Origin of the sequence: Streptococcus sp. KR (assembly GCF_002238115.1) — a bacterium.
Taxonomy (GTDB): domain Bacteria; phylum Bacillota; class Bacilli; order Lactobacillales; family Streptococcaceae; genus Streptococcus.
In genome coordinates this window covers 44,955-57,221 of sequence record NZ_NGVM01000005.1, presented here as the reverse complement: position 1 = coordinate 57,221, position 12,267 = coordinate 44,955, and the positions used below count along the sequence as shown (strand labels likewise).

Genomic DNA, 12,267 nt, shown 5'->3' with positions numbered 1-12,267 from the left:
TACTGTATTTTTTTGGTTTTTATGATTTAAAATTGTAGTCTTTCACCACTTCGATGCTATCGATAGTAATAGCAGTCGTTGGCTTGTCTTTTTCATCTTTTTCGGCTTTGGCAATTTTATCTACAACATCCATACCGTCAATCACTTGACCAAAGACTGGGTGTTTGCCATCTAGACTAGGGTTTCCCCCTTCTTTATAGGCTTCGATGATTTTCTTTGGATACTTGCTTGTAGGGAGTTTAGCAGAGGTATCTGTAGAGTTTTGGTTGATGAAGAACTGGCTACCATTGGTGTTTGGTTGACCAGTGTTAGCCATAGAAAGAGCGCCACGGATGTTATAGAGATAAGGAGTAATCTCGTTTTTGAAACCAGTTCCCTTGTCTTTAGTCTTATCTTTGTCATGCCAGATGGACTGACCACCTGTACCGTCCCCTTTTGGATCTCCAGTTTGAACCATGAAGCCATCGATGACACGGTGGAAGGTAATGCCGTTATAGTAGCCTTCTTTGGCATGAGTGAGGAAGTTTTCAACCGCTAGAGGAGCGAGTTTAGGGAAGAGTTTGATACGGATATCTCCTTGACTTGTGTGGAGAATCACTTCAGCCTCGTCTTCAGCAACTTCTTTAGATAGTTGTGGGAAATTGGCGTTTTCGTTTGTTAAAGCATCGTTTAACTCTTTGGCAGATTGGGCAGCTGCTTTGGAACTTTCTTCAGCAGCAAGACTGGAATCAACATAGTCATCACCACGCAGGCTGCGTTGGATGCTGCTGCATCCAGCTAGGGCTACAGTGGACAGTAAAAGAAGGGTTGCTAGTTTTTTCATTCTATTCCTCTCAAAAATTCATTTCTACCATTGTACCCTAAAAGGAAGTGGATTTCAAATGTTAGTGACAAGGTAGTTTTAGAGGAGCCAACCAGAAAGTAGCTTGCTTAGAGATTTTTCTTTGGATGACGGTCAACAATGTCCTGGTATGTTCCAGTATGTGCTTTCCTTTTGGAGTTATTTTATAACCGTGAATCGAAAAGAGACCAGCTAATTCCTCTTCTGAAAAATGGTTATGAAGGGCTTGATCCAAATCTGCAATCTTCATTTTAGAAAGGCCAGTAACCCCATTCTTCTTAAGGATATTCTTTTTCATAGTAGCATTCAGATGGTCAAGTGACTCAAAAGCTGTTTCAATGCCAGCATAACCTTTTTCCACCAGAGTTTTTAGATGCTTAGGTGCATCAATGCCATAAGTGTATTCAAAGTATTTAGGGAACCAGGTTTCGGTGGTAAAAGTGCCAAAGTTGATTCTCCATAGTAGAATGATATCACTTACCAGCAAATCATCTGCTAATAATCCATATTTCTCTTGGGAACAGGCTTAGGATTTAGGAGCCAAGCATCCAAATCACGTTTAGGAGAGATGAATGGCTTGACTTGATGGTCTTTATAAAATGTTTCTAGAATAGCATTCATGACATTCTCTTTCTGATTTTTCTTTAAAAATATAACAAATTTCTAAATGGTTTAAAAATTTTATAGTCTGTCAAGTTTTTTTCTTGACACCTGCCAGAAATCTGCTATAATAGAACATGTGCTAAATAGCTTAGCTATTTCACCGAAATAAAAAATAAGAAAAGAGACTTTAAAAATGGCAGTTAAAATCCGTTTGACTCGTATGGGTTCTAAGAAAAAACCTTTCTACCGTATCAACGTAGCAGATTCACGTTCACCACGTGACGGACGTTTCATCGAAACAGTTGGAACTTACAACCCACTTGTTGCTGAAAACCAAGTAACTTTGAAAGAAGACCGCGTTCTTGCATGGTTGGCTGATGGAGCTCAACCTTCAGATACAGTACGTAACATCCTTTCAAAAGAAGGCGTATTGAAAAAATTCCACGATTCTAAATTCTCAAAATAAGTTTAAAGTAGGTTGACAGATGGATACGATTGAAAATCTCATTATTGCGATTGTGAAACCCTTGATTTCACAACCAGATGCCTTAACTATCAAGATTGAAGATACACCAGAGTTTTTGGAATATCATTTGGATCTTGATCAAAGTGATGTGGGTCGTGTAATCGGTCGTAAGGGTCGCACTATTTCTGCGATAAGAACGATTGTCTACTCTGTCCCAACTGAAGACAAAAAAGTAAGAATCGTTATTGACGAAAAATAAGAAGGGCGGGACGGATGTCTCGCTTTTTTTCTTTTTTGTGATGAATAGAAGATGAAAGATTGAACGTTTAGACAATTACAAGACTACTTACTCGAACATTACCAGCAGTCTCGGACTGAGTAAGGTATTTTTATCATGCTAGTGGAGGAAGTCGGAGAAGTAGCTGAGGTTTTGAATGGTCGTTCTGGTAGAAAAAAGGGCGTTCAGGATTCTAACGAGGAACTAGCAAAAGAACTGGCTGATATCATTCACTACACTGTCGCAATTGCGGCCATCAACGACATAGATCTAACCAAGATCATTTTTGAAAAAGATAAAAAGGCGGCTATAAAATATCAGCATGAACGAGATTTGGAAGGATTTTTAGAGAATTTCAAAGAGAATAAGAAATGATTTTTTTCTTATAAAGAAGATTTCACCTATATTGGCCTAGCTAGTAACATAGAAAACAATGAAATTGGCAGTTTATATTATCAAAGTAAGGAATCTCCAAGAGGCAGATAAGTTGGAACTTGTGAGACAAGAACGAGAAAGGCAGACTAGACTAGTAGAGTCCTTTTTAGGCAATGAAAAAGATAAACGGTGAAAATAGGCATAAAAAACCAATCCTAGAAATGCATCTAGCATTTTACTATGCTACAATGGAAAGACAGTCTCAAAGAATTCTAGTCAATCAATCTTGAGAATAGCTATTTTTAAAAGGAGTAACAGTCTATGAACGAGAAAACAAAAGCTTACCTAGCAGCCTTATCCTTTTCAGCAATCATTGGATTTTCTTTTTTATTTACTAAGATTGCTTTAGGCTATGCCAGTCCTCTAACGAACTTAGCGCATCGCTATACAATCGCAGCTTTGGTATTGATCGTCCTTCATCAAACCAAACTTATCAAAGTGAGTTTAAGTAGAAGAGATATTCTGTCTATTCTTCCTATGAGTCTTTTCTATCCGCTTTTCTTTTTTATTTTTCAATCCTTTGCTTTACAGTATATATCGTCTTCTGAAGCTGGAATTTTACAGGCTCTTGTCCCGATTTTTACGCTCCTTTTAGCATCGGCCTTTCTCAAGGAAAAGACAAGCTTGCTTCAAAAGTTCTTTTTATTTTTATCCGTAGCAGGAGTAGTTTTCATCTTCCTTAGTAAAGGAGCTAACTTTGGTACTGAGACTGCTAGCTTTGGCTTTCTCTTGATGTTGGGATCGGTTCTCGCCAATGCAATAAACAATATCCTCAGCAAGTCCAAAGGAGGCCGCTATCGGGCTATGGATATGACAGCTGTTGTGATATTTGTTGGCTTCGTCACCTTTAATACGCTGAGTCTGACCTCGCACTATCTAGATGGCAACATATTAGCTTACTTTGCGCCACTTGGACAGGTATCTTATCTGATTTCAATTCTCTATTTGGGAATTCTAGCCTCTATCGTTACTGGTAGTCTCTCTATCTATGCTATTGTTCGACTTGGAGCATCAACCGTCAGTGTCTTTGGAAATCTTGGAACAGTTTTGACTATTCTAGCCGGAGCTCTTATCCTCCATGAACCAATTTATAGCTACCATGTGATAGGAGCCACTATGATTATTGCTGGAATTTTAGGCATGAATCTGATGAGAAGAAAGTAAAGATTGCTTAGCACTCTTTTTCTTAATCAAAATGATACAGAAAATTCAAAATTTTTAATGAAATCAAGTTTGGAAAACGATGATTTTAATATGGCATGATAAAATAGATAAAAAGAATAATACTAGGATAAAGAGGAGAGAGTGTAATAATGAAGCAAAATGATATAGCTGAAGCTATTGCTTTTTATAACAGAAAACCTGAGACTTTGATACGTCACATTATACCAGTCTTAGATTGTGACTTGGCTGTTTATCATCGCCCTGGAAGCTCAAGTAAAGGCCACATTATTTTTTATCATGGAGCTTGTGGACGTAGTCAGATGTGGGCTCACCAGTATGATGCTTTTGAAGGATTTGACCTCTATTTTGTCAATGTTAGAGGACAGGGTGAATCACCTATGAAAGTTGGCCTACCCGACTTAGAAGGTGCTGTTCAAGATGTAGATGCTATTTTGTCCTATTTCCAGTTAGATGAGGTGATATTGGTCGGACATTCTTGGGGAGGAAATCCTCTTCAAGAGTACACCTATCGTCATCCAGAACGAGTTCTAGCTTTGGTTATGGTAGATAGTTGGGGACAGCATCGTTACCTATCAGATAAAGAGAGAAATCGCATAAAATATAGTTCTCTTATGTATAAAACGATTCCTTGGAAGGTGATTGCAGATAAGAACTCAAAAATGTGTACAGATAATCCTATCACAAGAGAATTAGTCAAGACGGCCATTATAGAAACTGGGCGAGATGTTTTCTTGAATCTTGGAATCACAGGTTTTATGGCTGTCCATGAGATAAAAGGATATAAAGGAAATCCTCCCATGCTATTAGTAAGAGGCGAAAATGATTTTCCCAAACACCTAAAAATGATTTATGATGGGATCATTGCCTTAAATCCCAATGCGCGTCAAGTAACGATTTCAGACAGCAAACACCAACCGATGAATGATCATCCTGAAGAGTTTAATCAGATAGTTGGTGAATTTTTTGAAGAAGTAGTAGCTCTGTAAGATGAGATTTATCCAACTTGAGAAAATCCTTGGAACGTGATAAAATAAAGGATAAGGATTTTTAATAATTCATTATATAGAACGAGTGGATTTCTTTATGAAGAGGTTTGAAGTATCTACAGAAATTGGTAGTCTCTCTGTTACTTATCAAAAGCAAAAGAAAATGCTAGTTTGTTTAAGTGGCGTAGGTTTGCTACCAAGTTATGAAAATTTTTCACTTATACTTGAAAAACTTCCTCCTACAATTGGTTATTTGACAATTGATTTTCCGAACACAGGTAGGAGTCCGATTCATGACCAAGCTGGAAAAAATCTAGATAATCTTGCAGATGCGGTTTATAAAGTACTTGAAGAATTGGCGATTTCTGAATACATACTTTGTGCACATAGTTTGAGTGGAATTTTAGCTTGTAAATTGCTCAAGAAACCAATTAAGTGTCAGGCTTTAGTAGCAATGGAACCGACAACTAAAAACGTCATGTTTGCTGATTTTTCAGAAAATCCTTATCCAGAAATGGAAAAGCAGATGAGGCTGATTGAGGAGTGTGGTCCTGAACTTTATTTTAAGAACTTAACTCAAGAGACATTTAGCCCTGAAACTAATAAAGAAATCTGGGAATTAATGCAAGAAAAAGGGTCAGAGTTGGAAAATCAAGATACAGGATTTCAGATATCTGGAGAGATTACTGAGGAAGATTTTGAGAATGTATCGATACAATCTCATGTCCCTGTATTTATTTTTTGTCAGTCTTATAGAGAAAAAGAGTACAGAGAATCAGAATATTGGACTTCCAATACTAAACTCATTTTAGGAGGGAATCACCATTATTTACAATGGTCAGAATCAGAAAAAATTGTGACTATTATTCGAGAATTGTTCGAATAAGATGGATAGAAATAGAGTACAGGAGACAAGATGAACTACTTTAATGTTGGGAAAATCGTCAATACGCAGGGGTTGCAGGGTGAGATGCGAGTCTTGTCTGTGACGGATTTTGCAGAAGAACGGTTTAAAAAAGGTACTGAGCTAGCCTTGTTTGATGAAAAAGATCAGTTTGTTCAAACAGTGACCATCGCTAGTCACCGTAAACAGAAGAACTTTGACATTATTAAATTCAAAGATATGTACCATATCAATGCTATTGAAAAGTACAAGGGATACAGTCTCAAGGTTGCTGAGGAAGATTTAAATGACCTAGACGATGGTGAATTCTATTATCACGAGATTATCGGTTTGGAAGTCTATGAGGGCGATAATTTGGTTGGAACCATCAAGGAAATTCTACAACCAGGTGCTAATGATGTCTGGGTGGTAAAGCGAAAAGGCAAGCGTGACTTGCTCTTGCCTTATATCCCACCAGTGGTTCTCAATGTTGATATTCCAAATAAACGGGTCGATGTGGAAATCTTAGAAGGGTTAGACGATGAAGATTGATATTTTAACCCTCTTTCCAGAGATGTTTTCTCCGCTTGAGCACTCAATCGTCGGAAAGGCTCGAGAAAAGGGGCTCTTGGATATCCAGTATCATAATTTTCGAGAATACGCTGAAAAGGCCCGCCATGTCGACGATGAGCCTTACGGAGGCGGTCAGGGGATGTTGCTCCGAGCCCAACCCATTTTCGATGCCTTTGATGCTATTGAAAAGAAAAATCCGCGCGTCATTCTCCTCGATCCAGCTGGAAAGCAGTTTGATCAGGCCTATGCTGAGGATTTGGCTCAAGAGGAAGAGTTAATCTTTATCTGTGGGCACTATGAGGGTTATGATGAGCGTATTAAGACCTTGGTGACAGATGAGATTTCCCTGGGGGACTATGTCTTGACTGGTGGAGAGTTGGCAGCCATGACCATGATTGATGCGACGGTTCGCCTGATTCCAGAAGTGATTGGCAAGGAGTCTAGCCACCAAGATGATAGTTTTTCTTCAGGCCTTCTCGAATACCCTCAGTACACACGCCCCTACGATTATCGAGGGATGGTCGTGCCAGATGTACTGATGAGTGGACACCATGAAAAGATTCGTCAGTGGCGCCTGTATGAGAGTTTAAAGAAAACCTATGAACGCAGACCGGATTTGCTTGAACATTATCAACTGACAGCAGAAGAAGAAAAAATGCTGGCAGAAATCAAAGAAAACAAAGAATAAAGGAGATACCTATGCAAGTAATCAAACGTGATGGTGAAATTGCTGAATTTAATCCAGATAAGATTTACCAAGCTATCTTAAAGGCAGCCCAGACTGTCTATGTATTGACAGATGATTTGCGTCAAAACCTTGCACAAGTCACTAAGAAAGTGGTTTTGGATTTGGAAGAGGCCAAGGTGGAACGTGCTACCATCAGCATGATTCAGTCTATGGTTGAACATCGTTTACTGGGTGCAGGTTACATTACCATAGCAGAACACTACATTTCCTATCGTCTACAACGTGACTTGGAAAGAAGTGGTTATGGAGATCATATCGCGGTTCATTTACATTTTGAACAAATTCGCTAAGAAAAAAGAGTGGGATGAAGCAACTACATCTCACTCTTTCTTAAATCTATTTTTTTGGGCTGTTTGGACAGTTGAAGGGACAAATCGCAGGCGTTGAATATCGCTTATGCGGATAATACGGGTCACATTTTTGGCAAAATTTTTCACGATAATTTGCTGGCGTTGCTGATCGTATTTGATGATGTCACCTGTAAAACTTGTCTCAGACAAGATAAGGTGAACAGCGGTTTGTTTCTGGATAGCCTCTTCAATAGTGGCTGTAAGGGAGTTGCTTTCAGTATGGTCTGGTTTGTCATGCCCATTTAAAAAGTCATGTATTTTATCTAGAACTTGCTGGAATTTATGTCTCATATTGGCCTCCCTTCTTTTATATCAATATTATATAAAATTTTCCTAAAATCTACAAGATTTTACGAATAATTAGATGAAAGCTAAAAAAGGAGAAGAAAATGGCAGAATTTACATTTGAAATCGAAGAGCACTTATTGACTCTTTCTGAAAACGAAAAAGGTTGGACCAAGGAAATCAACCGTGTGAGCTTTAATGGTGCTCCTGCAAAGTTTGATATTCGTGCTTGGAGTCCAGATCATACTAAAATGGGCAAAGGGATTACTCTCTCAAATGAAGAATTTCAAACAATGGTGGATGCTTTTAAAGATAACTAAGTTGTCAAAATAAAAGAAAAGGATACTGAGTCATGATAACTCGATATCCTTTTTTAGTTAGTAAAGTAAGCCTGATTGTTAAGGCGTTGAAGTAAGGGACGGCTAATAAAACTAATAGCAATAATTTTACCAAGATCTGGGATGATAAAGGGAATGACCCCCACAACAAGAGCTTTTTCAAATGCCATTCCAGCTAGGAAATGCAAGCTGAGAATCCCGCCGACAAAGACAAGGGTATCACCCAAGAGGTTTGCAAGAAAAATCTTGATAACACTACTCTTGCTGTTAGTTAGGGAAGAAGTAAGTCCAGAGTATACAAGATAAAACCAAAGATAGCCTGCAGTAGGGCCAACTAAAGCCTGAAAACCAGCTCCACCTCCTGCAAAGACAGGAAGACCGATAGCACCTAGAAGAAGATAGAGTCCAACAGAAAGTACAGCCTCTCTCGGTCTGAAGACAGTAGCAATCAAGCCGATTGCAAAGTTTTGCAGAGTGAAGGGAACAGGTCCAATTGGAAGACTGATTTGTGCCAAAACAGCAATGAGAGCAGCTCCAATAGCAGGGATAGCATAAACGTGAGCTTTTTTCAAAATAGTTAACCTCTTTTCTGATGTATAGTAACTATTATACTCGTAGAGTAATTATTGTCAATCAATTTTTTAAAACAAGGTAACAAAGACTGTAACGGCCGATTTTGCTTATTGGTTAAGTTGGATAATTTTTTTGTAGATTTGTAAGACATTAAAAAAGAAGCAGACACATTTGTATCAGCTTCTTTTGTTTCGATTAACGCATAGTTACAAATTCTTCAGATGCAGTTGGGTGAATCGCCACAGTTGCATCAAAGTCTGCCTTGGTTGCTCCCATTTTGATAGCAACAGCAAATCCTTGAATCATTTCATCAACACCATAGCCAATTCCATGAAGTCCGACAACTTTTTCTTCTGAACCTGCTGTGATCAATTTGAAACGTGTTTCTTGACGGTTGTCAGTGCAAGCAGAGTACATAGACGTAAAGCTTGATTTGTAAACCTTGATTTGGTCTTGGCCGTATTCTTTAATAGCTTGCTCTTCTGTCAGCCCAACAGTTCCGATAGCAGGGTGTGAAAAGACAACAGTTGGAATAGTTGAGTAGTCCATTTTTGCAGTAGTTTTTTCGTTAAAGAGGCGTTCAGATAGGGTACGTCCTGCCTTGATAGCAACTGGAGTCAGTTCTTTTTCACCCGTTACATCACCTAGAGCATAGATTCCCTCAACAACCGTATTTTGGTATTCATCTACTTGGATAAAGCCACGTTCGTTCAGAGTAACACCAGCTTTTTCAAGTTGCAAGCCCTTAACGTTTGGACGGCGACCTGTAGCCCAGATAACTTGGCTAGCTGTGTGACTAGTACCATCTTCGAAATGAATGGTAATGCCTTCAGCAGTTTTTTCTAACTTGGCAGGAACTTTGTGAGTATGAAGCGGCAAGTTTGTTCTTTCCATTTCCTTGACTAAACCTTCAACGATGTAAGAATCAAAACCACGTAAAGGACGATCGCGACGAACAAAGAGGTCTGTCTTGACACCAAAAGTGTGGAGTACTCCAGCCAATTCAACGGCAATATAACCAGCACCTAGAATGGCAACTGACTCTGGCAATTCTTCCCAAGCAAATACATCATCAGAAGAGCCACCTAGTTCTGCACCAGGAATATTAGGAATACTTGGATGGGCACCAGTAGCAATCACGATATGTTTAGCACGAATGAGTTCACCATTTACGCTGACAGTATGAGAATCTACAAATTCAGCATGTCCTTCAATCAAGTCTACACCGTTGCGTTTAAAACTGCCATCATAAGAAGAACGAGCGCGATCAATGTAAGCTTCACGATTGCGACGTAGGGTTGCAAAGTCAAAGTTAAGATCAGTAGTTTTAAAACCGTAGTCTTCTCCAAATTGATGGAAAGTCTCAGCAATTTGTGCTCCGTACCACATGATTTTCTTAGGAACACAACCGACGTTGACACAGGTTCCACCTAATTTCTTTTCCTCAATAACGGCCGCTTTGGCTCCATGTTCACCAGCACGATTCATGGTAGCAATTCCTCCGCTACCTCCACCGATAGCAATGATATCATATTCTCTCATTGAAAACTCCTTTGTACTCTTTTAAATAGTAGAGTGTCATTTTTTGATAGTCATATTCTATCTTTTTTTTGATGTGATTGCAAAAATCTGCTACGTTCAAAAAAATTAAAGAAAAGGCTTGCAAAAAAGAAAAATAAAGTGTATTATATAACTAGTACAATAGAGATAAAAATTTCCGAACAATAAGTGAATCCTGAAATGTCATTATTTCGTTCTGAATTGTTATTGTTTGTATTTGGTAATTTTTGTATAATATTGTTAAGGACTTTAAATCAAAAAAGGAGTTTCATTATGAAAAAGAATCGTAAGGCTAAAAAGTGGCAATTGTATGCAGCAATCGGTGCTGCAAGTGTTGTTGTATTGGGGGCTGGGGGCATTTTGCTTTTTAGACAACCTTCTCAGACCGCTGTAAAAGATGAGGCTACTCATCTGGTTGTTGCTAAAGAAGGAAGCGTTGCATCCTCTGTTTTATTATCAGGGACAGTAACGGCAAAAAATGAACAATATGTTTATTTTGATGCTAGTAAGGGAGATTTAGATGAAATCCTTGTTTCTGTGGGGGATAAGGTTAGTGAAGGGCAGGCTTTAGTCAAGTACAGTAGTTCAGAAGCCCAGGCGGCCTATGATTCAGCTAGTCGAGCAGTTGCGAAGGCAGATCGTCATATCAATGAACTCAATCAAGCACGGAATGAAGCCGCTTCAGCTCCGGCTCCACAGTTGCCAACACCAGCAGGAGTCGAAGGAGCTGCGGCACAAACTCCAGCTCCAGTCGCAGGAAATTCAGTATCCTCTATTGATGCTCAATTGGGTGATGCCCGTGATGCCCGTGCAGATGCAGCGGCACAATTAAGCAAGGCTCAAAGTCAGTTGGATGCAATGACGGTTCTCAGTACCCTAGAGGGAACTGTGGTCGAAGTCAATCGTAACGTTTCCAAATCTCCAACAGGAGCAAGCCAAGTGGTAGTTCATGTCGTAAGCAATGAAAACTTGCAAGTTAAGGGTGAACTATCTGAATACAACCTTGCCAACTTATCTGTCGGTCAAGAAGTAACCTTTACTTCTAAAGTTTACCAAGATAAGAGCTGGACAGGTAAGATTAGCTATATCTCTGACTACCCTAAAAATAATGGCGAAGCAGCAAGTGCAGCGGCTGCAGCAGCAGCTGGTAATTCTGGCTCTAAATATCCATATACCATTGATGTTACGAGTGAAATTGGTGATTTAAAACAAGGATTTTCAGTAAGCGTTGAGGTCAAGAATAAGAGCAAAGCCATTTTGGTTCCTCTAACAAGTGTTGTGACTGAAAATGATAAGAACTATGTCTGGGTGCTTGACGAGCAGAAAAAGGCTAAGAAAGTGGAAGTTGGTTTGGGCAATGCTGATGCAGACAACCAAGAAATCACTTCAGGTCTGACAAATGGAGTCAAGGTCATCAGTAACCCAACGTCTTCTCTAGAGGAAGGAAAAGAGGTGAAGGCTGATGAAGAAACTAATTAGTCTAAAAAATATCTGCAGAAGTTACCGTAATGGTGACCAAGAACTGCAGGTTCTCAAAAATATCAACCTAGAAGTGAATGAGGGTGAGTTTGTTGCCATCATGGGACCCTCTGGGTCTGGTAAGTCCACTCTCATGAATACGATTGGGATGTTGGATACACCAACCAGTGGAGAGTATTATCTTGAAGGCCAAGAAGTGGCGGGACTAGGTGAAAAACAACTAGCCAAGGTCCGTAACCAACAAATCGGATTTGTCTTTCAGCAGTTCTTTCTTCTATCTAAACTTAATGCTCTGCAAAACGTAGAATTGCCCTTGATTTACGCGGGAGTTTCATCTTCAAAACGTCGCAAGTTAGCTGAGGAATATTTAGATAAGGTTGAATTGACAGAACGCAGTCACCATTTGCCTTCAGAATTATCTGGTGGTCAAAAGCAACGTGTGGCTATTGCGCGTGCCTTGGTAAACAATCCTTCTATTATCCTAGCGGACGAACCGACAGGAGCCTTGGATACCAAAACAGGTAACCAAATCATGCAACTATTGGTTGAACTAAATAAAGAAGGAAAAACTATTATCATGGTAACGCATGAGCCTGAAATCGCTGCTTATGCCAAACGCCAGATTGTCATTCGAGATGGAGTTATTTCGTCTGACAGTGCGCAGTTAGAAAAGGAGGAAAACTAA

General features: G+C 39.3%; 15 protein-coding genes and 2 pseudogenes. 12 read left to right on the top strand and 5 right to left on the bottom strand.

Annotated elements, in window-relative coordinates; translation table 11 throughout:
* Nucleotides 1–19: 19 nt before the first annotated feature.
* Entirely contained in the window at nt 20–823 is an 804-nt protein-coding gene (locus tag CBI42_RS02850; protein ID WP_023946405.1) for a peptidylprolyl isomerase, read from the bottom strand.
* Nucleotides 824–1,265: 442 nt separating this feature from the next.
* A pseudogene (locus tag CBI42_RS13215) lies at nt 1,266–1,462 on the bottom strand (hypothetical protein); the annotation flags it as partial.
* Between the two features lie 175 nt (nt 1,463–1,637).
* Between CBI42_RS13215 and rpsP the strand changes: the two are divergent.
* From rpsP to CBI42_RS02805, 9 genes and pseudogenes are all read left to right on the top strand, one after another.
* Complete coding sequence (gene rpsP / locus CBI42_RS02845) at nt 1,638–1,910, top strand: 30S ribosomal protein S16 (protein ID WP_000268760.1); 273 nt, start codon at nt 1,638–1,640, stop codon at nt 1,908–1,910.
* A 19-nt stretch (nt 1,911–1,929) separates the two neighbouring features.
* Nucleotides 1,930–2,169, top strand: coding sequence for an RNA-binding protein KphA (gene kphA, locus CBI42_RS02840; RefSeq protein ID WP_000379617.1), 240 nt, complete (start codon nt 1,930–1,932; stop codon nt 2,167–2,169).
* A gap of 63 nt (nt 2,170–2,232) precedes the next feature.
* Nucleotides 2,233–2,562, top strand: a pseudogene (locus tag CBI42_RS02835) (MazG nucleotide pyrophosphohydrolase domain-containing protein); the annotation flags it as partial.
* A gap of 321 nt (nt 2,563–2,883) precedes the next feature.
* Entirely contained in the window at nt 2,884–3,786 is a 903-nt protein-coding gene (locus CBI42_RS02830) for a DMT family transporter (protein WP_094753206.1), read from the top strand.
* Between the two features lie 149 nt (nt 3,787–3,935).
* Entirely contained in the window at nt 3,936–4,793 is an 858-nt protein-coding gene (locus CBI42_RS02825; RefSeq protein ID WP_070481990.1) for an alpha/beta fold hydrolase, read from the top strand.
* 97 nt (nt 4,794–4,890) lie between these two features.
* Nucleotides 4,891–5,679 carry an alpha/beta fold hydrolase gene (locus CBI42_RS02820; RefSeq protein ID WP_094753205.1) on the top strand — a complete coding sequence of 263 codons (789 nt, stop codon included), beginning with the start codon at nt 4,891–4,893 and terminating at the stop codon, nt 5,677–5,679.
* Between the two features lie 30 nt (nt 5,680–5,709).
* Nucleotides 5,710–6,228: a ribosome maturation factor RimM gene (gene rimM / locus CBI42_RS02815; RefSeq protein ID WP_049493414.1), complete on the top strand. Its 519-nt coding sequence runs from the start codon at nt 5,710–5,712 to the stop codon at nt 6,226–6,228.
* Entirely contained in the window at nt 6,218–6,937 is a 720-nt protein-coding gene (trmD, locus tag CBI42_RS02810) for a tRNA (guanosine(37)-N1)-methyltransferase TrmD (RefSeq protein ID WP_000686933.1), read from the top strand. The genes rimM and trmD overlap by 11 nt, the downstream gene beginning before the upstream one ends.
* Nucleotides 6,938–6,948: 11 nt before the next feature.
* The gene (locus tag CBI42_RS02805) at nt 6,949–7,287 is read left to right on the top strand and encodes an ATP cone domain-containing protein (RefSeq protein WP_001196040.1); all 339 of its coding nucleotides are present in this window, start codon (nt 6,949–6,951) and stop codon (nt 7,285–7,287) included.
* A 30-nt stretch (nt 7,288–7,317) separates the two neighbouring features.
* Here the strand turns inward: CBI42_RS02805 and CBI42_RS02800 are convergent, their stop codons facing one another.
* Nucleotides 7,318–7,638 carry a hypothetical protein gene (locus CBI42_RS02800; protein WP_049493417.1) on the bottom strand — a complete coding sequence of 107 codons (321 nt, stop codon included), beginning with the start codon at nt 7,636–7,638 and terminating at the stop codon, nt 7,318–7,320.
* Nucleotides 7,639–7,736: 98 nt separating this feature from the next.
* Here CBI42_RS02800 and CBI42_RS02795 point away from each other — a divergent pair, with 98 nt between their 5' ends.
* Nucleotides 7,737–7,952 carry a YdbC family protein gene (locus CBI42_RS02795; protein WP_049493420.1) on the top strand — a complete coding sequence of 72 codons (216 nt, stop codon included), beginning with the start codon at nt 7,737–7,739 and terminating at the stop codon, nt 7,950–7,952.
* A gap of 53 nt (nt 7,953–8,005) precedes the next feature.
* Here CBI42_RS02795 and CBI42_RS02790 read toward each other — a convergent pair whose 3' ends face one another.
* Both CBI42_RS02790 and gor read right to left on the bottom strand, forming a co-directional pair.
* The gene (locus CBI42_RS02790; RefSeq protein WP_049493422.1) at nt 8,006–8,542 is read right to left on the bottom strand and encodes a biotin transporter BioY; all 537 of its coding nucleotides are present in this window, start codon (nt 8,540–8,542) and stop codon (nt 8,006–8,008) included.
* 196 nt (nt 8,543–8,738) lie between these two features.
* Nucleotides 8,739–10,085: a glutathione-disulfide reductase gene (gene gor / locus CBI42_RS02785; protein ID WP_094753204.1), complete on the bottom strand. Its 1,347-nt coding sequence runs from the start codon at nt 10,083–10,085 to the stop codon at nt 8,739–8,741.
* Between the two features lie 288 nt (nt 10,086–10,373).
* Between gor and CBI42_RS02780 the strand changes: the two genes are divergently transcribed.
* Nucleotides 10,374–11,582, top strand: coding sequence for an efflux RND transporter periplasmic adaptor subunit (locus CBI42_RS02780; RefSeq protein ID WP_179211356.1), 1,209 nt, complete (start codon nt 10,374–10,376; stop codon nt 11,580–11,582).
* Nucleotides 11,566–12,267 (top strand): ABC transporter ATP-binding protein, encoded by a 702-nt coding sequence (locus CBI42_RS02775; RefSeq protein ID WP_094753202.1) that lies wholly within the window; start codon nt 11,566–11,568, stop codon nt 12,265–12,267. Before CBI42_RS02780 ends, CBI42_RS02775 begins: the two co-directional genes overlap by 17 nt.

Excerpts from the sequence above, each read along its gene's own strand:
- CBI42_RS02800 (WP_049493417.1), bottom strand. The coding sequence starts at position 7,638 with ATGAGACATAAATTCCAGCAAGTTCTAGATAAAATACATGACTTTTTA.
- rimM (WP_049493414.1), top strand. The coding sequence starts at position 5,710 with ATGAACTACTTTAATGTTGGGAAAATCGTCAATACGCAGGGGTTGCAG.
- trmD (WP_000686933.1), top strand. The coding sequence starts at position 6,218 with ATGAAGATTGATATTTTAACCCTCTTTCCAGAGATGTTTTCTCCGCTT.
- gor (WP_094753204.1), bottom strand. The coding sequence starts at position 10,085 with ATGAGAGAATATGATATCATTGCTATCGGTGGAGGTAGCGGAGGAATT.
- CBI42_RS02795 (WP_049493420.1), top strand. The coding sequence starts at position 7,737 with ATGGCAGAATTTACATTTGAAATCGAAGAGCACTTATTGACTCTTTCT.
- rpsP (WP_000268760.1), top strand. The coding sequence starts at position 1,638 with ATGGCAGTTAAAATCCGTTTGACTCGTATGGGTTCTAAGAAAAAACCT.
- CBI42_RS02805 (WP_001196040.1), top strand. The coding sequence starts at position 6,949 with ATGCAAGTAATCAAACGTGATGGTGAAATTGCTGAATTTAATCCAGAT.
- CBI42_RS02820 (WP_094753205.1), top strand. The coding sequence starts at position 4,891 with ATGAAGAGGTTTGAAGTATCTACAGAAATTGGTAGTCTCTCTGTTACT.
- CBI42_RS02775 (WP_094753202.1), top strand. The coding sequence starts at position 11,566 with ATGAAGAAACTAATTAGTCTAAAAAATATCTGCAGAAGTTACCGTAAT.
- kphA (WP_000379617.1), top strand. The coding sequence starts at position 1,930 with ATGGATACGATTGAAAATCTCATTATTGCGATTGTGAAACCCTTGATT.
- CBI42_RS02850 (WP_023946405.1), bottom strand. The coding sequence starts at position 823 with ATGAAAAAACTAGCAACCCTTCTTTTACTGTCCACTGTAGCCCTAGCT.
- CBI42_RS02825 (WP_070481990.1), top strand. The coding sequence starts at position 3,936 with ATGAAGCAAAATGATATAGCTGAAGCTATTGCTTTTTATAACAGAAAA.
- CBI42_RS02830 (WP_094753206.1), top strand. The coding sequence starts at position 2,884 with ATGAACGAGAAAACAAAAGCTTACCTAGCAGCCTTATCCTTTTCAGCA.